Genomic DNA, 23,516 nt, shown 5'->3' with positions numbered 1-23,516 from the left:
TTTATAAAAAGGATGGAGGCTTGTTTCTCTTGTAAGAGAAAGGCATGTGGTGGAAGAGTCACAAATCCCCCAATGCCCGAAGGGTAATTTCGGCGCTCCTGGATTATTTGTTGTGTTTGTGTTTTGGGTTTGTTCCCTTGTGAAATGGGGTAATCAAGGGATATTATTTCGATTCCGATTCTTTGATGAGAGCCGGAAGGTTTTCTTTTAGTTCTTGTGCTTTATTTGTAAAAGCAGATAAGGGAGCTGATTTAAGTAGAGAATCCAGCATTTGCTCAGATTCTTTGTATTTTTTCAGCTTAAGCAAAGATAGACTTTGATACCAAACCACTTCATCGATGAATAATGCATTGGTATCAATCTTGATCCAATTTTCATAGGATTTCTGATAGTCCTGCAGATTAAAGTAAGTAACCGCTAACAATCTATTGCAGATATTATCAAGATTTTCTTTGTCCTTTAATTCCTGGATTATCTTTTCAGGATCTAAAGGAGGATTCATACAAAAAGTCATTCCTTCTCCCCTAACGGTAATGTTAGGATTAGGAACATTGTCTGCATACAGAGTTTTCAGGGTTAATTGTTCTTTCCCTCCCCCGAGGAAATTGAACATCCAAAAAACCAGAATAATTGCAGCAGCAGCTGCGCCTGTCATCCAGATAAATCGTGTTCTTCTTGATTGTTCCTCTTTCATCTGTTGATGAAGAACTTCAAATTTTTGCCTGTAATAGGCGTCTCCCCCATGCTCAATGGCTCCACGCTCCAAGAATTCTGTACGTTTTTCGGGATCGACCCATAGCTTTTCCAGGGCAAGTTTCTCTTCTTCCCCAAGGCTACCGGACAGGTAATCGAGCAACAGATTATACGTTTTCTGGTCCCTTGACATGTTTCTTTTCTAAATTTCCTCTCAATCGCTGGAGGCACTTGTGTTTTTTGCTGGTAACAGAATGAGCATTTTTAAAACCGATCTTTTCGGCAATTTCCGCGCTTGTATATCCCAGGTATTCTGCCAGAAGTAAAATTTGTTTGCAAGTCTCTCCGAGTTTATTGAATTCTCCCATAAGCTTGTCCATTTCCTCCTGTATAATGATTTTTCTGAGGATATTGTCAGACTCATTGGGAATATTCAGTGCCTCATCGAGACCATCTACTTCTTTAGACGGACGTTTTCGAATAATATCAACGCACTTATTAGAAAAAATTTTAAAAAGATAGGTTTTGATCTGGCTGTCCCCCCGAAATCTTTCGGTAAGGACCTGTCTGCGGAAAGAGAGCAAGGTGTCGCTGTAGGCCTGCATGGCCTGGGATTCTGAAAGTCGGTATCGTCCCTGTCCCATACCTATAAAGGCATGATAGCGCCTAAAAAGGTCGCTCATGGCACGTTCCTGTTGAAGTCCGCCTATGCGAATATCAGCCAGGAGAATTTCCTCGTTATTCCCGTTTATTTTTTTCCTCACGCTGGGCGATTCATAATGAATTCCTATTTTTTTGATTACAAGAGGTGAGGTTGTCAGTATTCTGTACGTCTAAAATTATAAAACTTAGCCTAAACATAAAAGTCAAGGTCGATGAATCAATAAATGATTTGAAATAATTCACAACCCGAACAATTGCGTGCCAATGAAATTTCAAGCAGGTTTTAACCCTAACGAAGCCCGCACCTTGCTTTCAATCTGCACTAGCCCTTCTCATCCTGTTGACCCTGCCGAGCAGCCAATACACCGCCTAGAGCTCAAAAACTGGGAAAAAATTACACTTGCTAGCTCTGAGGAAAGTGATATAAGCTTTGAAATTGGAAAAAGCCCTTGTCAGGCTTATTACCTGATTTTTCGGGGAGAGGATTATTCCATCCAAAATGTCCAGCAAGACCTGGAAATCAACATCAGCCATGCAAATGGTTACGCCCACCATCCCAATGCGCGAGTACAAAGAAGCTTCCGCAATGAGTTTGAATCTTTACTTCCGGAATTATTGAAATGGTTAGAGATCATTTCGGTGAATGAGCCGATCCAGCTTTTTTTGATTGGGCATGGAAGAGGTGCGGCCATTGCTACTTTATGTGCCGCCTGGCTGCATGTGCAGGAAGGCTTTGCCGGGAAAATTCGAGTCAAGGCTTACCTTTTTGGTTCGCCGAGGGTGGGAAATACTTTTTTTGTAGAAGAAATGAACGAGATGCATGGGGCTAAACAGTGGTGTTTCAATGTCAGACATTCGAGGGATTTGATTCCATTTATTCCGCTGGCACCTTTGATGAACTCCCGTCAACCCATGCCGCTCTTCTCATATAAAGATGTAGGTACCCTTGTTCTATTAGAAGGAGAAATCAATCTCCATGGTACCACTTTAACGGGTACGTTTAGCAGGCACCGGGCACATTGGTATGCTCATTACCTCAAGCAGCACATCCGGTCCACGAAAGGTTTGGGTTTTCGGGACTAATAAATTGCCGCTTATTGTGCAGTGGATGATCCTCCGCTAGAGGGTTCCCTGGAGGATCTCCACACCGGTGTTATTTATGTAAGGATCATAGTACGATTGATTAGATAGTACGAAAAATCGTAACTATGTTTGTCTTAAGTTATTTGAAACGATCGATCAATCAGTAACGCTCCCTAAACTTCTTGAATCCGGGCAAATGCTTTTGGTTCAACCTGTTTAAAAATTTTAAGTGTACAAGATATCCAAACCGACTTTTTGGATTTTGGTGGCACTCTTAAACGTTCTTAATTCTTTACTTATGTTTGAAATCACCCAACCAACATCCAACTCTAGCACGCAATCAAGAAGTTTGACAACTGGTACTAATCCTCCCAAAAGTGATTCTGGGGTAATTAGGGGACGTCCGGAAATATTGAGTTATACTTTAGAGCTAGATATTAGTAACCAAACTAATCCCAGTTGGAGCCTGGATTTGAATATACAACTCTTCAAACTGACACCATCTGAAGGGAGTCCTGCTCTAAATATCCTTAATTCATCTACAAATATTGGTTTTCTTGGGCCAAATGCTCAGCAGGACGTTTCCTTTGCTCTGGTTGCAACAAATCCTTCTGATTTACCTCCTCAAGGTGCAGTATATACTGCGTCAGGCATCATTCAATTTTATGAGGAAGGAAATCCGAACCAGCAAACGCATATATTCCAGGTACCCGTAAGTGTTGAAATCGTAGAATAAACACTTTCACTTAAAGAAAGATTTCGGTGAGAATTGCAGAGTTAATTCAGAATAGAAGCCGAAATCTTTCTTTAAAATTATTTAGAGATCTTTCTTAGTATTTAAGGATGACGAAAGAATTTCTGACAATTTCATCTAATACTTATTAAATAATACTTTCATTTAGAATAGAATAACACGACTGCACAAGCATAAGCCCATGACATTACGTACACATCCTGTAATTTTTACTAGGCTGATAAATTATTTATCATGTCTAGCTTTTATGTTTTACGCTTGTTCTTCAGATCAACCTAAAATTTCTCCCCAATTAGAATCAGCAGATAAATTGGAAGAACAAGCTCTAGATTTGTTGGACAGCTTAGTCCAGGCTAAAGATTATGATGAAGTTATTTGTCAAGCTAAAATATTTTTACAAAACGAAACTTTAAATTTTTCTATCCGGTCAAAAATTTCCCTACGTCTTTACAAAAGTTTAATATATGATGATAAAAAGGAAGAAGCGGAATTAGTATTTAAACAACAGGAATCTTTTGCATTAATTCATACCATTCCTCAAGAATCTACTGAAAGCCTCGTTGATTTATATCAAAGTAAAGCTAAAATTCTTCAAGATGGAGATTTATATAAAGCCTCTACAAATTTCTTATTTAAAGTGGATTCTTTATTAAGTGAGGTAGTAACTGATAACAGAATATATAACCAAATTCTCTATACAAAAGCTGCTTATTACACCTATGAATTTAAATTAGCAAAGGAATATATTGCTAAAGCAGATAATTGGTCAAATAGGAATAACATTTCTATAGAGAACAAAAATTTGGTCGATAACTGGTTCTCTATTTTGCTTGAGATAGAAGGAGAGTACGAAGCAGCAATTGAAAGGAATTATGCAATTTTAGAAAGGCTACAAGCTTTAGGAAAACTTAATCGCTCAGAAACAGACTTAATCTCCCATTCATATCAAAATTTAGGATATATTTTTAGTGCAAAAAAAGATTTAAAGGAAGCTCTGGATTCATATATCAGGGCTTTAGAAGTAGAACGAAGTCGGGAAAAAGTCGATTCTTTAAGTATGGCTGTACTATTAAATAATCTTGCTTTTAGCCATATGACTAGAAAAGAATTTCAAAAAGCTGTGAGAAAATTGAATACTTCACTGCAGGTATTGAAAAAGGCCAAGATTAATTCAGATATTCTTAGAACTAAAATAGAATCTTACCTTCATTTAGGGTACTGTTATACAGAGACAGGAAATCATGACAGTTCCATTGTTTTTGCACATGAAGCGCTGAAAATGCAACAAAAGTTGCCCTTTGATTTGGATTATACTTATTTCCTTATTTCAGGGGCGTATTTTCATAAAGGAGCATATGCAATCGCTCTTGATACAGTAAAACTATCCATTAAATACGCTCATAATTCTTATGGAGAGAGACATCGATTGGTTGGTAGGTCATATGTTCTTTTGGGAAGGATTTTAAGAAAACAAGGAAAAACAAAAAATGCTTTAGAAGCTTTCCAAAAAGCACTCATTGCATATTCTCGCCAGTTTTCTGATCCAGACATCCTGAAAAATCCTGATCTCAAAGATATTACCAGCCAGAAAGGAGTCTTACATACCCTCGAAAATAAAAATCGCACGCTCTTAATGCTTCTGGAAGATGAACCAGATAACAAAGAACTTTTACAAGCAGCCATTAACACGAATAAACTCAGCATAAAACTGATCGGTGAATTAAGGAAAGACTACTTGCATGACTACTCCAAGTTTCACTTGCTTTCTCAAGCCATGCCGACCTATGAAATGGGGCTAAAGACTGCTAGTCTCCGGGATCCCACTAAAAGCGATCCTGCGATTTTGGCAGAAGCTTTCAAAATTTCTGAGCAAGGGAAATCCATGATTTTGCAGGACAATTTACGATCTGCAAATGCTTTGATTGATTCAAATGTTCCAGAAAATTTGAAACGAAAAGAAGATAGCCTCCGCAGCAATATTGGCTTTTATGGTCGTCGGATCAACCTTTTTGAAAGCCGTGAGAAGCTGAACTCTTTTGATAGTGTTCAGTATCAAAGTTCGAAAAGAATTTACCTGGAAAGTGAAGAAGCCTATTCAGAACTTATGCGTTTTTTAAAGATAAACTATGAAGATTATTCCAGACGTAAGGATTCCCTGAAATCGAAAAACCTTTCACAGATATTTCAATACCTGGATTCTACCCACTTAAGCATGCTCGAATATTTCTGGGGCGAAAAAGCCATCTATGCTTTTCGTTTGCATAAAGGGGAGATTCGCATGTTTGAAATGGAGAAGGATTCAAGCCTGATCAGAGATATAGAAAATTTCCGCAATCAGGTGAGTGATGCAAGCGAGGTCTATAATCGGGGGAATAGTCAGGAGGCATTTGAAAGGTATAAGGAGACAGGTTACCGAATCTATCAGCGATTGCTGGAACCCCTTTTATCAGAGGTGGAAGAATATCGTAATTTGGTGATCATACCTGATGGCCCACTCAATGTCTTTCCTTTTGAAGCTTTGCCTTTTCAGGCAGAAAAGGAATCCAGATCATTTAGAGAGCTTGATTACCTGATTAAGAGACACCAAATCCATTATGCCCTTTCTGCTGATTTGCTCCTCAAAGGATTTTCCCGTAAAAACAATAGCTATGGATTTCTCGGCTATGCACCTAGTTATGAGGGAGCGAGAAAACTCGATTTCAATACGCAGGAGGTAAATGAGATTGCCGATATGGTAAATGGGAAGGCTATCGTAGGAGAGGAAGCAAACAAATCTCATTTTCTCAAGAAATCCAGAGATGGACAATTTTTGCATATGGCTCAACATGCGATTAAAGCGGAAGATCCGATGTTGTCTCACTTACTATTTAGCAAAGATGCGGAAGACAATCATATGCAACTCCTGGAAGAAGATGCGCAGAGGTTGTACGCCTATGAAATCTACAACCAACGAATGGATTGTGAATTGGCAGTTCTAAATGCCTGCGAGACTGGCGAGGGAAAGATGGCGCAGGGAGAAGGGATGTTGTCCTTATCTCGTGCATTTCGCCATGCAGGGGCTAGAAGCGTGATCATGAATAAGTGGGCGGTAAATGATGAATCCTCCTTTCGTATACTTTCAGAATTTTATAAATACCTCAAGGAAGGTGAAAGTACGGCTTCTGCCCTCCGAAATGCCAAACTCTATTACCTGAATAATAGCAACAAAGCCCACCCTTATTTTTGGGCAGGCTCTGCGCTTATCGGTGGTTCTTCCCCACTTGCATTTCCTGAAGAAAAATTTGTCATTCTGAATAGCAAGGAAGGCCTCTATATTTTTGTCCTGATTTGCTGCCTTGGAATGGCCTTTTTTATGGCTGTTTTTTATCAAATTCAGCGAAAAAGGCGAAAGAGAGCAGCTTTGTTTGAAGAGCTTTAGGATTATTCCGGCGCTCCATCATCTACCCAGCAAGCAATTTGCTGAATTTGTTCAGTAGTCAAATCAGCTTGACCAGCTGGAGGCATGGTTTCATTTCCCGTACGCGTTTTGATGGCCGAAGCATTTGAAACGATATTACCATCGATAGAGAAATTGGGCAGATTTGCTCTGTCTCCATTATGGCAATTTTGAATCGCACAACTGGTTGTGATAATCGGACGGATATCTGCCAGTTCCAATCCGGTCTTGACTTCTGCTTCAACATTGGCCGTACATCCTTCTCCATCTGTTACGGTGAGGGTATACTTTCCTTGAGAAATATCAGCAAAAGTAGTCGAGCCTTGAGCAGCACCTCCATCCAGGCTGAAGCTATATGTCCCATCACCACCACTTGCTGAGAGGTTGATTGAACCTGAATTATCTCCGCAGCTGGCATCTACGATAGATGCTACTTCTACATTGAGAGATCCATCGCAACCGGGACCCGGGTTTTCACCTTCACAAGCGGCAAGGGAAATTGCTGCTATGAGCATAAAGAGTATTCGCACATTCATTTCGAGTGGGTTATGTGTTTGGTAAATGTCTTTTCATAAAGATATACAACTTACCAAAAGGTGACACCCACCCTTGAAATTTATACGCTCATTTTTGGTGCAATAATTTCCCTCTTTTTTAAGGGATTGATCTCTATACGTTGGAGTTTTTCCCCATTTCCCCACAATTTTAACTGTAAAAAGGGTTTACCCAGCAGATAAAGGGTCAATAATGGGAGTCCTTTGTACATATAAAGATGGAACTGTCCGTAGACAGGAAGATGCTGGATGAGGTATTCTGCGACCACTTGTTTACCCGTAAGACTTGCAGCCGGACGCATGATATCCAGATCAATATCTTCTCTCAGGATTTCTAATAATTGCCCTAAATCTCCTCCTTTTATAACCTGCACAAAACTTTGGTACAATTCAAGGTGATGATCCGGGTCGGCGGTAAACCTTTGGCGATCGTTTTTCAGATGTCTCTTTGCACGAGCCAGTATTTGGCGAGAGTTTTCTTCTGAAATGCCCAAAAGTTCAGCAATCTCACGATGAGAATAGCCAAATACTTCTTTCAGGAGAAAAACAGCACGCTCTGTCGCGGAGAGTTTTTCCAATAAGGCCAACATTCCCAAAGAGAGTCCATGGGCATGTTCGATCCATGCGGGAAGATGATTTTTAAGCAACTCGGGAGCTACTTCTACTTCTTTTCCAGATTCGCGTTTGCGGTCTCGGATAAAGTTAAGGCATTTATTTACGAGGGTTTTTACAAGATAACCCCTGATATTTTCAATATCCTTTTTGGCCATTGTTAGCCATTTGAAAAGGGTTTCCTGAACGAGGTCCTCCGCATCGGAATCATTCCCGAGCATATTTTTCGCAATGGGAAATAAGAGCTTCTGATAATCAGAATATGCAGTTGATGTCATGATAAATAGCTAAAAGGAGACAGGGATGAGCCTGTTCCAATGTTCATCTAGATATGCGAAGGGTATGCCTTCTTATACGCATGACACAGAGCAATGTTCGAGCGTGACAGTTTTTTAGAGTTTTTATCCGAATCATCCTAAACTTAAATAAGCGGATAGGAGTTGAAAGCTAGAACATCATCCGATATTCCGGGATTTTACGTATTTGTTTTATGAGACTTAAAAGTATTCACTTCCTTTTGTCCCTCTTTTTTCTGGGACTTTTTCTTCTTGCCTGTATGCCCAATGAACCTATGCCCGGCCCTGGCCCAGAACCTGAGCCTGTAGATACGCTAATGGTAGAAGGTTTGACTTTCCTTGCTTTGGGGGATTCTTATACTATAGGAGAATCTGTAGGAATAAATTTGAGATGGCCAGTGCAACTGAAAGATAGCCTCATTGCACAGGGATTGGAAGTGGAATCTCCAAGAATCATTGCACGTACGGGTTGGACGACAGATGATCTTTTGCAGGCAATAGGGAATAATAGTAACCTGAATCCTACTTATGACCTTGTTTCCTTATTAATTGGAGTAAATAATCAATACCGGAATTATGACTTTGTGCAGTATGAACAAGAGTTTCCTGTTCTCCTCAGTCAGGCACTCAATCTTGCGGGAGGAGATACAAATCGGGTGATTGTTTTATCTATTCCCGATTACGGAGTTACGCCTTTTGGTGCATCAGGCGATCCGGAAAAAATTGCCAGAGACTTGGATGAATACAATGCATTTGCTCAGACAGAAGCTGAGAAAAAAGGAATCCGCTTTTTTGATATAACGCCTATTTCTCGTGAGGCAAAAGATGATGGAAGTCTGGTAGCAAGCGATGGTTTACATCCTTCCGGAAAGATGTATACAAGGTGGGTTCAATTGATTCGGGAAGAGGTAGAAAGGAAATTAGCTAGATAAAAATAAAAAAGGCAGGACTAAGTCCTGCCTTTTTCTTTTATGTAAAAGGGAATTAAAATCTTTCGATCAGATCAGCAACACGGCTGGAGTATCCCATTTCATTGTCATACCAACCTACAACTTTAACCATGTTCCCGTTTACGCGGGTCATACCAGAGTCAAAGATGCAAGAGTGTGGGTTACCGATGATATCACTGGATACCAAAGGATCATCAGAATACTCAAGGATTCCTTTCATTGGACCATCAGCAGCTTCTTTCATAGCAGCATTGATATCTGCAGCAGAAGCTTCTTTGTCCAGCATAACCACAAGGTCAGTCAAAGAACCATCGGGTACAGGAACACGAGCTGCGATTCCATCCAATACTCCATCCAATTCAGGAAGAACCAATCCTACTGCAACAGCTGCACCGGTAGAAGTCGGCACGATGTTGATCGCAGCAGCACGCGCACGACGAAGGTCGCTGTGTGGAGCATCCTGGATACGCTGGTCAGCAGTATATCCATGAATAGTTGTGATGTATCCTGATTTGATTCCGAATTTCTCATGCAGAACCTTAGCCATAGGAGCCAGACAGTTGGTAGTACAAGAAGCATTGGAAACAACTTGCATTCCGGGCTTAAGTACTTCATCATTTACTCCCAATACTACAGTCGCATCAACTTTTCCTTTAGCAGGAGCAGAGATAACTACTTTTTTAGCACCAGCAGTGATGTGTTTTTGAGCACCTTCCATATTACGGAAAACACCTGTAGACTCAACTACTACATCAACTCCTAAATCTCCCCAAGCGAGGTTTTCAGGATTTCTTTCTGCACTAGCGAGAATTTTTGTTCCGTTTACGGTAATAGACTCATCGTCCGACCCGTCTACAGTACCTGGAAATTTGCCATGAATGGAATCAAATTTCAAAAGGTTTGCGAGGGTGGCGTTATCTGTAAGGTCGTTGATTTTTACGATCTCTACGTTAGGATTGTCGATCAGACGGCGGAAAACAAGTCTTCCGATACGTCCAAATCCGTTGATACCTACTTTTAATGACATCTTCAAAGGTTTTTTGGTAATAATAAATACTCAGTTGCCTGAGCCAAAAACGCCGCTAAAATACGCTGTCACATTGGCAAAACCAAAATGTTGGAGGGGAGATTTTTGGCAGCCTTTTCTTGTCTAAATAATTGGTCTTTAGTTGCTTAGGCAATTGTGTCAGGCAAACTGTATACATCTCTAAAATTAATCTAGGGAGGTCTAAATTAAATGTCTGGCAGCAGTCAATATTATTGAGAATTTATTCTTCACGCCAGAATCAGAAAATTGTGAGATTTTTTTAGAAAAAACTTGACAGAAACAAAGCAGAGTACTAGATTTGCACACGCTTTTGAATAAAGCAGTTCTTGTCCCGTTCGTCTAGTGGTTAGGACTCCAGATTTTCATTCTGGCAACAGGGGTTCGACTCCCCTACGGGATGCAAGAATATAGAAATCCTCGAGTGTATGCTCGGGGATTTTCTGTTTTTATAATAATTCCTGGAAATAAGCGCTGGGAGTTCCCACGGATTTTTGCAATATAAAGCCTCAATACTTCCTTCTTTACTATAGAGAGCGTTTAAATTAAAAACGGTTTTTCCCCGCCAATCAAGAGCAAAATCCATATAATTTCTTTCTTCATGCAACCTTCAGCATAAAGCCTTGTATTTAGGGGCAAGAACCACCACCACGGGACAGAAATTTCATATTCATTACTTGTTAACCGAAAACAAATGAAAAAGTATGCCCAAACGTTAACCCTATCTCTGATCCTTAGTGGATTATTTTTTGCTTCCAGCCCAAAGTTATCTGCACAAATTATCGTGCACGTACCTCTTGATGGTATTCTTCAGCGGATAGATCGTGCTAGTCCCCAATTTTATCGACCCGGACCCAGGTTTGAATATTTAGCCTGGAAGTATCGCGGAAAGTACGACCGCAGAAGGGATTACTATGAGGACAGAGAAGAATACTATTACGATCGCCGGGATTCCTATGATGAAAGGCGAGACTCTTACCGCGATCGGCGAGATGCTTATGAGGACAGAAGAGAATCATATCAGGACAGACGAGACGATTACGACAATAGAAGAGATTCCTACAATGACAGAAATGATCGTGAGGACCGGACTTACTATGATACCCGTCCCCGCTATGATTATTATGAGGAAAGCCCCAATGAAACGCTGTTTAAAGAATATTCTGCCGAAGGACAATTCATTCGTCGCATTCCCAAAAATGCAGAAAAATTCAAAATGGGAGGCAAGCCTTTTTATATGTACGAAGGCGTATTTTACAAACCTCAGAAAAAAGGATATGTAATTATCCCGCCACCTATAGGTATGCGTGTAAAATATGTACCTCGTGGGGCTCGCCACCTGCAAATAGATGGGCTTGACTATTATGAAATGAATGGCACCTTCTATTTGGATATCCCGAGAAAGAGATATTATGAAATTGTGCCAGAGCCGGTTCATGAAACCCGCAAATTTCCGAATCAGCCTCAGCCAAAAGATTATAGGCGGAGTAGGAGAAACTAGAATAAATGGGATAATTCGAATAAAGCTTCCCTTGAATTTTTAGAAGTCAATTTATTTTGTGCCGACGGAAATAGAATAATAAATCCCCAAGTTTCAACTTGGGGATTTATGTTTTTGTATCTAAACCCAAGGAGCTGATTTTTACTCTCTAGTACTTTGTAGCCCATTAAGTCAAGGTTCATACGGTCCGTAAACCGCATTTTTAAAGGCCTTATGAACCTCTCCCTGGAATGGCATAATCTGGACAAATAAAACAGCTGTCAGCTCATTTTGTGGATCCACCCAGAATAAGGTGCTGGCGGCCCCATCCCAGAAAAATTCTCCCGGTACTCCGTTCATCTCCTCACTGCTCTGCGGAGATTCCGTGCGAACAGCAAAATCAATCCCAAAGCCTACACGTCCTTTACTCGGAAGCCAACTACTGTCCTTAACTGCCGGAAGATGGTTGGTAGCCATTCGTTTCACAGTTTCCGCTTTGAGAATAGTATCCCCATTGTAACGGCCTTCGTAAAGGAGCATTTGGGCAAATTTCATATAATCGTCAATGCTAGCCTTTAAGCCCCATCCTCCGGGTTTCATCGACCAATCTGAATAATTGATGGTGTGGACCCGCTCATCGGGAATTCGGCTAAGACCACTGTCTGATTTGAAATAGATAGCTGCCACCCGATCCCGTTTATCCTCGGCTACGAAATAGCCGGTTTCATCCATTCCTAAAGGATCTAACACAACTTCCTTCATATATTCATCAAAGGCTTTACCAGAGAGTTTTTCTGTCAGATAAGCTTGTACATCTACCGAAATACCGTATTCCCATCTTTCACCCGGATGATAACCGAGGGGAATTTCGCTAAGTTTAGTAGCCATATCCGAGAGGGAGTTTTCCAAATTGAGGAGGTCAGCCTCTGTACTAATCTTGTCTAGCCCCAGATCTGAGCGTCGTGAAAAGCCTGCGGTGTGGCGGGTAATATCAGCGATGGTGATTGCCCGATTTGCTGGTTCCAGAACCATTTCTCCCGATTCATCCAAACGGCTTACTACCTGCATGTCTGCAAATTCCGGCGCATACTTGGCAAGCGGTTCGTCCAATGTAAAAGCGCCATTTTCATAAAGTGTCATCAATGTAGCACCTGAAATGGGTTTTGTCATGGAATATATCGTAGCAATTGTATTCCTTGCCATTGGCACACCGGCTTCTCTATCCGCATATCCAAAGGCATTGAAATAGACTTCCTCTCCCTTTTCGAAGATCAAGGCAGATACACCCACTACCATGGTATCTGCAATCATAGATTGCAGGGCTGTATTGATCCGTTCTTTTGCTAGTTGGTCAATTATCAGGCTTTGCTGCTCATTGGTAGTCCCAGTCTGCCTATTACATGCATTTAGGCTTAGTATAACACAAAAGAGTAAGGCTAAGTTTTTCATTGTTTCGCATTTTTTTTGAGTAAAGACAAGCTATTGATATCTTTTTTTTGTTCAAAATGCGAGCTTTGGACGGATGTTCAGGTTTCAGATGACCATAATCTCCCTTACCAACATATTTCAACTTCTTTCGGCTTTTTATAATGGATGCCGATCTCGCTTACCCGCTTGCTGGAAGAATCATAGGTAATTCTTAATGTTCCATATTTACGTTTGTAGAGATGGTGAATGTCCGGGGTATATTGAAATAGGTCATTTCCATCATCTTCGTATACCGGAATGAGTTTGGGTTTGCCCAGGACGACTTCTACTTCATCCATACTTTTGCCGAATACATCCAGGGACATTTTACCTTTAAAATCTGAGCGGACCTCCAGATAATCTCGATGACTGTAGAAAAAGAATCCATGTTTCAGATAAAATACGCCTCCCCCACAATTTCCATTCATGCCTTCCTCTGACTCTCCACTAAAACAAGGGAAACGTTCTTTGATAGCATCCATGCTAGCTGAGGGAGAAAACCCGTTGAGCTGACCCTTTTCCATGTCAATTTTCAGAGCCTCTCCCTTGCAATCAGGGGTACCTTTCTGAGGAGTATTGTATTGGGGTAGATAAAAGTCTGATTCAGTGGGAGCACCCGCAGTTAACCAGGTAGCAAATACTTCTGATACTTTCCAATTGTGTCCTCGGTATTTAGAGGGCTTGAAGCGAATATATCCCAGAAACTCCTTCAATTGCTCAAGGCTGGCTTTTTCCATGATTTCAAATACCCCTTTCCCTATATAGGCTCCCTGTTCAATTTTTGTATCCTCCATTCCCTGCTTTCCCATCGCCTCAGCAACAAAACGAATATCAGCGATCATTTTTCCCAGAAGCAAAGCCTCTAAATCCGGGCTGTCATTTTTGAGGACAGTTCCCATATCATAGAAAGCCTGACCATACACATCAATCAACCACACCTGCTGTGCAACAAGATCGGATAGCATACTTCTTTCCTTGATTTGGGGAATACGAACCCAGCCCTGAAGGAGATCTCCTTCCTTGACGCTTAGAGAAGCTTGTAATTGAAAATTCAAGCTTGGAATATCCTCTTGTGTTAAGTTCGCTTTTCCCAGTTCAACATTACGCTCAGGGGCTTCTTCTGTCCAAATCCCCAAAACAGTGGCTTCCGAATATTTTCCCCATTCTACAGACTCAGGAAGTGATATTTGAAGTATTTGATTGCCTTTTTTATCTTCCCAGCTTGCAGTTATAGGAAAGCTCATGAGCGTGCTTTTTGGGGATTGAGCCAACAGGATATTGATGCCCGAAAGCATCCCGAGTAATAGATAGATTGACCTCTTCATAGGGGGCTTATCATGTTAAACGTGAATGGGAATTTGCGTCATTTGTTGGAAGTTATTTATTCCATAATGTCCGATTTTTTAAAAGTTACAGATTTTTTCAAGAGAATTCCAGACGATCTTTTTCAGGCCTTAACAGCTTAATGGGGAAACCGACTTATATTTATTCCAAAATTATGGATGCCCGCTCATAGGAATTGAACCAGCTGGAAGATGCAGCTTTCGTTTAATTTCCTTTGGAAATGGTAAGCACAACTTTAACATCTTTTCCACTTAGAGAATTCGCCGTGGGAGACTGCCCAATAACTAGACCCTCTTTTTTATCTGATTTCTTATAAACAGATTCGCCCAGGGAAAAGCCCGCCTCTACCAAGGTTTGCGTGGCATTTGTCTCGGTCATATCTACAACTTTGGGTACCTGGAATCCCTTAGCTTGAAGAACGACTTTCACTACAGAAGCGGGGGTGACTTTTCGACTTTCTTCAGGAGTTTGTGAGATAACCATAGGAGGCCCGCTATAGTCTAAGGCATATTTGCTGCTATCAATTTCAAGCTTTAACTCCCCGAGTATGCGCCTCGCTTCTTCTTCGGATTTTCCTACAAGAGACGGGACCTCTACAGAAACAGCTTCAATGGTAAGTTCGACCTTTGACCCAAATGCCGCTTGTTCGTTGGCAGCAGGTTTCTGTGAATTGATAAAAGATGGCTGAACAGAACCTGTGATGGATTTGCCTGCTTCGACTCCTACTAGTCCAAGCTTTTGCAGAGAATCCTTTGCTGCGCCAAAACTTAGTCCAAATACAGAAGGTACAATTACCGGTCGTGAGTTTTCAAATATTTTAACTTCCTTATTGGCTGCTATTCTCTTTCCGGCCAAAGGTTCCTGCTTACTGATTGTTCCCAATTCCCCTTCCTCATCTTTGGTAAATGTATGCGTTACCGGAAATTCTGCCGATTCAATTAAGCCTTTAGCATCTGTACCTGGCAAGCTAATCACACTGGGTACCATCCTCTGGGAAGAATTACCCGCTTTCAGGAGTTGATTTTCTGTGTCGATCCAGGAATTTAGTGCAAGGGGAGTCATGGGTTGATTGGGAGCCAAAAGTCCTCGTTTGGTCCAAATCTTACGCTTTTGGCGAGCATTCACTTCAAAAGGAGGCCAGGGAGGATTTAGTTCTGTAGAACTTACCAAAATTCGTCCATTGAAGACGATCAATTCCAGGGTATTTTCCTCGATATTAACCAGGTAGGAAGCACCTTCAGTTGAAACGGACATGCCAGGCAGTAGGAGTTTTCCTTTTTTTGCTACATGAAGAACCGTACCACTTTGTTGCTCCAAATAGGCTTTTGTGAGAAGCAAACTTGCATTTCCATGAGCAGTACTGACCGTTTGAAAACTTCGGAAAGCAGTTCCATCTATTCCTTCCGAAATTTGCAGCAGATCTCCCTCTTCGAATTTCATATCCTTTTCAGCCAGGAGCTCTTGTCCATTTCGAGTTATACTGATCTGGTCCTTCTTTGCCACTACTTCCTTTCCCTCACTGACTGTAAAGAGAATTTTTGGGGTGCTACAAGAGCTGATTAATACACAAAGTGCTAGTAATAATCCGATGCTATAGGGACGTATTCTGAACATGATTCTTAGGGTTAGGTTGAGTATAGCTTGGGTTTAACTTGAAGGAAACTTCCTGCATCTGCCGCACTGGCATAGCTTAATGCAGGATGCAGAAGTACCTTTTGGTGTAAGGCTGGAGTGCCAGTCAGGACCAGGGCTTTTGCCCGTGATAAATAGTCTGTTGAAAAGGAATCACTTTCCCTTAGAAGGAATTGCATTTCCTGTCTCATTCTGGCCTCCCAGACCTTATCTGTCAGGTTCGGATGAAATATATAGATTGCTGTAAGGCTCTCCTTATTATCGGTATGGGTTAGTTGATGCATAAGCCGGGGGTCTTTCCAGCCTATAGGTTTGGTGGAAGGTCTAGTCGGCCGTTTCTGGGGAGATAGCTTTTTATGTACCTGTAAATAGACGAGAGCAGCTTCAGCATCCAGGAGCCCACAGCGAACATGTTTGCGATTCGTTTCGCAAGCATATTGAGAGCTGTAGCAGAAGGCGTCATACAGGAGATCCGCATGGGCCTCTGGTACGGCCTGCAAAAGTAAAGCTGCTACTCCTGCCACCAGAGCTGCTGCCATGGAAGTTCCGCTAAAATTTCCTATGCCTCCTATGGGTTGGGCACAGGGAATGTGTACCCCCGGAGCAAGGATGTCAGGAGCTAGAACATTCGTGCTAAATCGTCCGTGCCGACTACCCGAAAATTTTGGGACCAGGCCTTGCTCATCATGAGCACCTACTGAAAGTACAGAAGCATGGTCCCCAGGCTGAAGAAAATGATTGTTCCCAGTATTTCCAATGGGGCAAATGACTAGTACGCCTTGTTTGCGTAAGCGCTCCATCATGGGTCCAAAAACCGGATTGGGAGTCGGTAAGCCTGCACAGAGGAGAATTACAGGGACCTTTTGTGCTGCCATCCAATCCAGTCCTTTAAGTATCCGTAAGACGATCTGGCCTCCTTCCAGCACCTTAGCTGAAACCAAGCTTGCGTCCGGAGCGGCACCAATGAAGGTGCGAGATCGGGAAGAACCTACGACCAGAGAAGCCGTGCGGGTACCGTGCCCAGTATCATCTGTAAGGCACAAGTTTTTATCGGGATTCCCTTCCCAATCGAAAACGCAACTCAGGTCGACCTTCTGGTGCAGGTCCCGTGCATTAGTATGAATGCCGGAATCCAGGTGGCCGATGCGGATGCCCTTTCCGCTTAGGCCCTGGGTATGCAAACGATCAAGCTTTAAATGCCTTAATGCCCAGGATAGTTTTGGCTGCGAAAGTAAAAGGCTATGTATTAGGCTTCGATCCATTGGATGATTTTGTTACTTGTTTACCTTCGTTTAATGCGGCCAGCCCCATCTGAACACCCGCTTCGACCTGATGGCAAATAAATTGTCCAGCGATTAATAAACCGGAAATCACCATGGTAATTGTATTTTTCCCCCCTGCAGCAGATTTCTGATTTCTGCCATTCAGCATATCAATACCTCCTCCCAGAATAGGTGGCAGGGTGGTAGTAATAAGGGCTGTTCTATTCATATGCATTTTTTGACCTTTAATTTCTCCTTTCGCTTCTTCTTCAGCTAAGAATAGACAATTGATGACTAAATGGGTAATGCCGGTGCCTATATTTATAATTCCCATGATCAATTGGAATGCATCTCCATTTTTGGTATTCACTTTGAAAACCGTTTCTTGGACTTCAGACCCCAATTCACCAATTATGTCGAAGATTAATTCGACTATTTGCATGCTCCAGGAAACTTCGGATAAATTAAAACCTTTAGGGTAGGGACGACTTTGGCTGCTGGATGGAATGCTGGTAGAAATTGCCAGGATGGATGCCCCCCAGGATACTCCTGCCATAACAAGATCAAATCCAAAATCATTTTTCCAATTGCTCAGTCTTTTTCCTTTACCTGCCATACTTGTAGCACCTCTTAGCGCTTCGGAAATTCCCAAGATGATATGAGAGCTGCCGTATATGTAAAGCAGAATATTTTCTGTTTTTACTTCTTGTGCGACAGAGGTTTGCCTGAACTTTTCTACTCCGAAAGCCAGTTTGCCACCAATGGTAACTGGAAGAGCCAGCAGTAGACAGGCCATGGATTTGGGAGTGAGTGCTCTACCACCTGAGATTAATTCATACAAGTCGCTGATAAAGGGAATTTCGATTTCTTTGTCGATGATGATCTTTACCAGTTTCAGGAGTACTTTACCAAGTTCGAAAAATGCATGGGCAAGAATTTTGACGATTTCCAGGCCGGCAAGCATAAAAATTTCACCTATATCCAGAAATATGGCTGCCAAAAGTTCGGGAGCTCTTTGGGGATCTTCGATGATCTGCCCAATTCTTCTTCCGATGCTTTCAAAGGACTCAAAGGCTGATTCCAGGCCCTCAATTGCGATTTCGCCTACCAGCTTGCTGAAAATTTCGCTTGCCCTTTCAAGCTCTTCCTCTAATTCATCGGATAGGGTGAAAATGGTTTCCGAATTCGCGAGGCTAAGCCCGGCCATGTCCATCACTTCATCTTTAGCGGAAAATACTTTGTCGATTAATTTCGACTTCATAGATGCAGCCATGCTGATTTTATCTACGATCCACATCAAAGCATCCATAATGTCTGAAAGGACAGAATTTCCCTCCAAGGGCTCCAGGTCTTCTACGCCCAGGGCCCTACGGGCTGCCGACATCATTTCCTTCACATCCTCTTGTGCCGAAGTGAAATAGTCATGGGTTTTTTGTTGGAATATGCCGATCTCATGATCTAATCTGGTAAATGCTTGATCCAGAAGACCACTTAGCATATCATGGGTTTTCAGAATGTCGTCCCAATTGAAAAGGGAACTCAAAAAGTCTATAAAATCCCCGACAGATTCTGCCACCTGGATGGCAATTTCTTCAATGACCCGTCCAACTTCTTCCAGGGTTTTAACCACAATTTTCACCAGTTTACCCGCAGCCTGAATTACAATCTGAAGGCCTTGCTGTATTACCTCAATGCCCTTTTCCAGCAAAATGGGAATCTTCTCCGGGTGCGTAATTACGTCCACAAAAGTTTCCCCTGCACGTATGATGGTTCCACCTACCGGAATGACAAAATTGTTTATGACGGCATCTTCTTCATAGTTCCCCATTTCTCCATCAAGTGAGTCCCAAAAATCAAGGGCAACTTGTCCGACTTCTCTTACAATCGTTTCTCCAACGGTAACGAATACACGCTCGGGATCCCTGAAAAATTCACCCAAAGCATTCCAAAAATCCTGTCCGGCATTTTCACTATCTGTAGCTTGGCTGGCAAGCTCCTGAACCGTAATGGGGGCTATCGGTCGAAAAGCAGAGTCTGCAGCTTGTACGCCCTTCCTGAAATCCAGTTCAAAGGCTGACATGCTCATATTTTCAGTTGCAAGATTGCGATCATGCTCGGTTCCGGTTCCGCTGTCCCGGTTTAAGGAGGCAGATGTACGGGATAGTTCCTGTATGGCTTTTTGGGCTCCGGGGAGCAATTCTTCCTTGCCTGGACTTACCGTCAATTTACGTCTGCCTCCTAATGCGTCTGGATCGGGTATGCCTTTTTCGAAGGCATCCTCCGGCAGGCTAGCGATTTTGCGATGTACATCTGCATCTGGATACAAAAAGATGCGAGAATTGGCAGGCATGTTATTGGTTCGAAGCATCAGGGGAGGAACACCGATATGCTCGGGTTTGATCTGGAGTACCAGTATGCCTCCGGGATTGAGTTTGATGTGTGCAAATTGATCTTCATGGGGTCCAACCGAATGGGTTTTGCCACCTGCTGAAAAAAGGGTGTCTTCAGTTCCCCAAATGTGAACATCGCTCACCTCCGGCGGGAACTTTATGGTTGTCCGATAGACCGGCTTGCTTAGGAGGCGTTTCTTCCCCCCTTCTTTGATGATTTGGGGGTCTTCTGCTAATTTGTTGGTCGAACTAATTCGGAGTCTTTCAGCTGAGTAGGTTCTCAATAATCTTAAGGAGGAAATGGTGCCTTGACCTATTTCAGCCTTGTTCAGGTCCATAATATCCATATGGAAGACATCACTTTCCCCATTTGCTTTCGCTGTCCCTTTTTCCGCAGAATAGCTTAAATGATTGTTAAAGCCCGTAAGCAAGCCTTTTGCAGATTCCCGAAACTCAAAACTGAGACCGGCTAATCTACCTTCCCATTCCAGTTTGTAGACCAGTTTAAGAGCCTCTGCTATTTTGTTGAGGATATATTCGATTTGGCTGGCAAATTCATCCGGCTTTTGAGAGGCAGGAGGAGATGCCAGAATGGCCTGCAAAGCTGATTCAAAAGGAACAGATCCAAAATTCAGTTGAATTTGGCTCAATGTTTCTCCTTCCTGAAAAGGTGTACCCAATACAAATCGTTCGATGATGTAGCCAAATTGTCGGGGAGATTCGCTGGCAGCTTGCTCCAGAAAGCTTACAATCAGGTTTACTTTCTGGCTAAAGGCATCTTTTCCCACCTGGGCTTTCTGGGCATCCATATTTTCAACCAGGCTCACCTTAAACTCATCCATCACTTCTCTGGCACTTTTTTCAACCACTTTTCGAATTTCCGCAGCGGTATCGGTTGGATCAGGAGGTAATGCATTGAAATATTTATCCCGAAATACTGTCACGGCGGTTTTGGGACCTACTTGAATAGAAGAAATCCGGTTGTCAAAATCAGGAATAAGGGAAAAATCTGGCAAGTCTCCATGAGCGATCCAGGTTCTTCCACCGAAATTGATGTCTTCATAGAGGGCGATTTCTCCGGGCCACAATTCTCCATTCGGACGATGTTGTTGGCGAAGAGGGGGGATGGCACCAATATTCCTTACTTGTTTATCTTTCTTGCCGCATATGTACAGGTCTACCTCTGTGCCCGAGTGATGAAATTTAGCTTTCCATACATGGGAAGGATAGCTGCTGATCTCTTTGCTTTCCTGGGCTCCCAGACTTTCCATCAATTCTTCGCTACCGTCGTATTTCACCCAATACAAATCTACCGGAAGACTAAGGCTGTTTTTCCAGCTAATCCAGACGGGGAAATCCGTTCGATTGGAACGCAAATCGTCTCCGCTGATTTCAAGAATCCTGGATTTGGTTCCTGTAATTGTATAGGCAACAGGCTCTTTACTTAATTTATCCCTTACTATGACGGGTTGGGTTTTAAACGTATTGATCTTCTTTCCTTCACGAGCTGTTAGTTCTAGTTCAAATACTTCTTTACCTTCGGTATCCACCTTAAATACCTGAACTGTAAGGGTGGTCATATTTCGGACTTCCAATTCCGCTTTTTCGTCATTGGGATAGGCACGGAGCGCAATATTTACTTCCTGTAAAGCCTCTTCGGTGGGAAGAAATACACCTACTTCTTTCTGGCTTGTATGATGTCGGAATCGATAGGGATGAGTGGTGTAACTGTCTTTTTCGATTTGTTCTCCACTACGGAGGGTTTCGTGGGGTGTTTCCATGCCGTCATAATCGATCCAATACAGATCAACGGCAAAAGGCATCTTGTTTTTGAAAAGAAGTTTTGCACTTCGATCAGATCGTTTGGATCGGATCAGGGATGATTTCAGGTCTACAGTTTGTTTACCTGGACGTGCGATGATCGTTTTCAAGACTGTTTTACTGCCTTTATCACGCAATACCCATGCATGGGATGCAAAGGTATTATAAGCGGTTTTCTGTCCGGGAATCAGGGTCTCCAAAACTTTGGCTTTTCCGGCTTCGTCAAACCATACGACCTCCGTGGTTAATCCGGTGAAATTACGGAAGTAAAGCAGGGCTGGCTCCCGGGAACGCAGGGGCTTCATTACGATATCTACCTGCTGAGAGGCTTGTTCATTTGCAACGTAAAGCAGCAGGACTTCCCGACTTTCCCTTTCCCGAATCCGCCATACGTGGGTCGCATGGGTGGGCTGCTTCAGACTTTCTCCGGATTTCAGTCTGTGAAAGTGTTCTTCCTTTCCATCGTAGTCAATCCAGGCTATATCAAGGGTGAAGGGAGTTGTATTGACGAACTCAGCCTCAACGGCAATGCTCATTTCGCGGGAGAAAAAGCCTGTAGCATTTATGGAATGGGTGAAATTCTCGTTACTACTGATCACTTCCTCCATCAAAAGTCCACTCTGTTTATCTCGAATCAGCCATCTATCTGCTGTATTGGCTGGTATCGATTGGATTCCTCTATTGGGAATGCTGGTAAATATTCGTTCAACTCCTTCCTCGTCCTTCGCCAACAATTCAACTGTAAGACCGGAATTGTTGTCAAAGGAAATCTCGGGAGGTAAATAAAGAGCTTCATCCCTTTGAATAACTTTGCATAACTGATACTGGCTGCTAGAGGCAACAAAACTTTGGAGGATCCTGGCATCCCTGTTTCTAAGCATTTCAAACACTTGTCCCGCTTTTGCAGATTGGAAGAGACGAGCCCCAGCTTCCAACTGACCGATGGAAGTTTCTGTACCCCTATGATCTCTCCCAATAATGTCTATAGTAAAGGGGGTAGTATTCCAGAATTCTATTTCTGTGGTAGTATCATTTTGTACAGATTTAAGCCCCTCGGCGGTAAAAATCCAATCCTTGTTTGTATAACTCCCGATGCATGTATCAAGTACAAAGCCGCTATGCCTATCCCGCAAAATCCAGGGATGAGAGCAAAAGGTTTTTTCCTTTACAGTCATTCCTGGATCAAGCTTTTGATCTCTTTTTAGGCTACCATCAAAATCAATCCACTGCAGGAGCAACGATAGACTGGATGCATTTTTTATGTTAAGACTTGAACTTACGTAGCTTGCGCTTGGGCCAAGGCTTATGGGGAAATTTTGAGTGGCAGAATCATTGGGAATAAATGTCTGAATGACTGTGCCTGAGGCAAGAAGTTTGGCTTGATAAACGGTATGGGCATAGGCGGAAATTGTTCGTTTTTCTCCCGCCTTTAAAATAACTTCTGTAACTCCGCCTTCCAGCTTGCCAATTTCCACGCTTTCAAGGGAAGTATTGTGAAAGCTTAGCTGCACAGGGGTATTAGCTGTTTGAGAATTCAGATGTGAATCTGTTATAAGTAATGCGTTTTGCGATTCAGCGCGTATGATACGCAGCATCACTTTACTGTGTGCATCTCGAGCTGAATAAGCTGTGGGGGCAAGCTGAGTTATAAGCTGCGCTTCCCCGGGTTTTATCGTCTGAATAGGAGATGCTGAAGTGAATGAATTTCCGGAAGAAAACTCTACCGTAAATCCCGTGCCATTGATTATTCGTTGAGGGCTGGCCATAGCTTTGTGTTAATATGTGGGCTCGATGTATGCAGGTACATCTGAATCGAGATAGATCTTTTTGCTAAATACTTTTTGGGAGCAGCTGAAAAAGAAGCAATCCTGCTACCTTATAAGTGGGCAGTCAATAAAATTCTACCAAATTTTTCCCGGGAAAATCTCAAGCCTGGATAAAATCTCTGTTAGATGGACATCTAATAGATTATCTTCTCCTTAATTTCTACATATGAAAAAGGAGCCTCAGTGATAGGAGTGTATTTTAAAATAG

15 protein-coding genes and 1 tRNA gene are annotated in these 23,516 nt (G+C 42.4%); 6 read left to right on the top strand and 10 right to left on the bottom strand.

Features of this window, described 5'->3' with window-relative positions; genetic code table 11:
• Positions 1 to 163 precede the first annotated feature (163 nt).
• Positions 164 to 886 carry a hypothetical protein gene (locus R8P61_23905; protein MDW3650139.1) on the bottom strand — a complete coding sequence of 241 codons (723 nt, stop codon included), beginning with the start codon at positions 884 to 886 and terminating at the stop codon, positions 164 to 166.
• Positions 861 to 1,457 (bottom strand): sigma-70 family RNA polymerase sigma factor, encoded by a 597-nt coding sequence (locus tag R8P61_23900; GenBank protein MDW3650138.1) that lies wholly within the window; start codon positions 1,455 to 1,457, stop codon positions 861 to 863. Before R8P61_23900 ends, R8P61_23905 begins: the two co-directional genes overlap by 26 nt.
• 163 nt (positions 1,458 to 1,620) lie before the next feature.
• Here R8P61_23900 and R8P61_23895 point away from each other — a divergent pair, with 163 nt between their 5' ends.
• The 3 genes from R8P61_23895 to R8P61_23885 all read left to right on the top strand — a co-directional run bounded on the left by R8P61_23895 (position 1,621) and on the right by R8P61_23885 (position 6,611).
• The gene (locus R8P61_23895; protein ID MDW3650137.1) at positions 1,621 to 2,439 is read left to right on the top strand and encodes a hypothetical protein; all 819 of its coding nucleotides are present in this window, start codon (positions 1,621 to 1,623) and stop codon (positions 2,437 to 2,439) included.
• Positions 2,440 to 2,737: 298 nt separating this feature from the next.
• The gene (locus R8P61_23890) at positions 2,738 to 3,175 is read left to right on the top strand and encodes a hypothetical protein (GenBank protein MDW3650136.1); all 438 of its coding nucleotides are present in this window, start codon (positions 2,738 to 2,740) and stop codon (positions 3,173 to 3,175) included.
• Between the two features lie 1,111 nt (positions 3,176 to 4,286).
• Positions 4,287 to 6,611: a CHAT domain-containing tetratricopeptide repeat protein gene (locus R8P61_23885; protein ID MDW3650135.1), complete on the top strand. Its 2,325-nt coding sequence runs from the start codon at positions 4,287 to 4,289 to the stop codon at positions 6,609 to 6,611.
• Positions 6,612 to 6,613: 2 nt separating this feature from the next.
• Here the strand turns inward: R8P61_23885 and R8P61_23880 are convergent, their stop codons facing one another.
• Positions 6,614 to 7,165, bottom strand: a complete 552-nt coding sequence (locus tag R8P61_23880) for a hypothetical protein (protein MDW3650134.1) — start codon at positions 7,163 to 7,165, stop codon at positions 6,614 to 6,616.
• Between the two features lie 80 nt (positions 7,166 to 7,245).
• Complete coding sequence (locus R8P61_23875; protein MDW3650133.1) at positions 7,246 to 8,073, bottom strand: sigma-70 family RNA polymerase sigma factor; 828 nt, start codon at positions 8,071 to 8,073, stop codon at positions 7,246 to 7,248.
• 212 nt (positions 8,074 to 8,285) lie between these two features.
• Here R8P61_23875 and R8P61_23870 point away from each other — a divergent pair, with 212 nt between their 5' ends.
• The gene (locus R8P61_23870) at positions 8,286 to 9,023 is read left to right on the top strand and encodes an SGNH/GDSL hydrolase family protein (GenBank protein MDW3650132.1); all 738 of its coding nucleotides are present in this window, start codon (positions 8,286 to 8,288) and stop codon (positions 9,021 to 9,023) included.
• Between the two features lie 52 nt (positions 9,024 to 9,075).
• On the opposite strand, the gene gap is transcribed toward R8P61_23870, so the two are convergent.
• Positions 9,076 to 10,068 (bottom strand): type I glyceraldehyde-3-phosphate dehydrogenase, encoded by a 993-nt coding sequence (gap, locus tag R8P61_23865; GenBank protein MDW3650131.1) that lies wholly within the window; start codon positions 10,066 to 10,068, stop codon positions 9,076 to 9,078.
• A 349-nt stretch (positions 10,069 to 10,417) separates the two neighbouring features.
• Here gap and R8P61_23860 point away from each other — a divergent pair.
• Positions 10,418 to 10,489: transfer RNA gene (locus R8P61_23860), tRNA-Glu, on the top strand.
• A gap of 291 nt (positions 10,490 to 10,780) precedes the next feature.
• The gene (locus tag R8P61_23855; protein MDW3650130.1) at positions 10,781 to 11,587 is read left to right on the top strand and encodes a DUF6515 family protein; all 807 of its coding nucleotides are present in this window, start codon (positions 10,781 to 10,783) and stop codon (positions 11,585 to 11,587) included.
• Between the two features lie 171 nt (positions 11,588 to 11,758).
• Here the strand turns inward: R8P61_23855 and R8P61_23850 are convergent, their stop codons facing one another.
• The 5 genes from R8P61_23850 to R8P61_23830 all read right to left on the bottom strand — a co-directional run bounded on the left by R8P61_23850 (position 11,759) and on the right by R8P61_23830 (position 23,248).
• Positions 11,759 to 13,015 carry a serine hydrolase domain-containing protein gene (locus R8P61_23850; GenBank protein ID MDW3650129.1) on the bottom strand — a complete coding sequence of 419 codons (1,257 nt, stop codon included), beginning with the start codon at positions 13,013 to 13,015 and terminating at the stop codon, positions 11,759 to 11,761.
• Between the two features lie 104 nt (positions 13,016 to 13,119).
• The gene (locus R8P61_23845) at positions 13,120 to 14,358 is read right to left on the bottom strand and encodes a hypothetical protein (protein MDW3650128.1); all 1,239 of its coding nucleotides are present in this window, start codon (positions 14,356 to 14,358) and stop codon (positions 13,120 to 13,122) included.
• 223 nt (positions 14,359 to 14,581) lie between these two features.
• Complete coding sequence (locus R8P61_23840) at positions 14,582 to 15,991, bottom strand: PASTA domain-containing protein (protein MDW3650127.1); 1,410 nt, start codon at positions 15,989 to 15,991, stop codon at positions 14,582 to 14,584.
• Between the two features lie 11 nt (positions 15,992 to 16,002).
• Complete coding sequence (locus tag R8P61_23835) at positions 16,003 to 17,271, bottom strand: S8/S53 family peptidase (GenBank protein ID MDW3650126.1); 1,269 nt, start codon at positions 17,269 to 17,271, stop codon at positions 16,003 to 16,005.
• Positions 17,249 to 23,248 (bottom strand): hypothetical protein, encoded by a 6,000-nt coding sequence (locus tag R8P61_23830; GenBank protein ID MDW3650125.1) that lies wholly within the window; start codon positions 23,246 to 23,248, stop codon positions 17,249 to 17,251. Before R8P61_23830 ends, R8P61_23835 begins: the two co-directional genes overlap by 23 nt.
• Positions 23,249 to 23,516: the final 268 nt, after the last annotated feature.

The sequence above is a fragment of the Bacteroidia bacterium genome (genome assembly GCA_033391075.1).
In the GTDB taxonomy this organism is placed as follows: Bacteria; Bacteroidota; Bacteroidia; order J057; family J057; genus JAWPMV01.
Note: the sequence above shows the minus strand (reverse complement) of the source record. Positions and strands in the feature narration are given on the sequence as shown.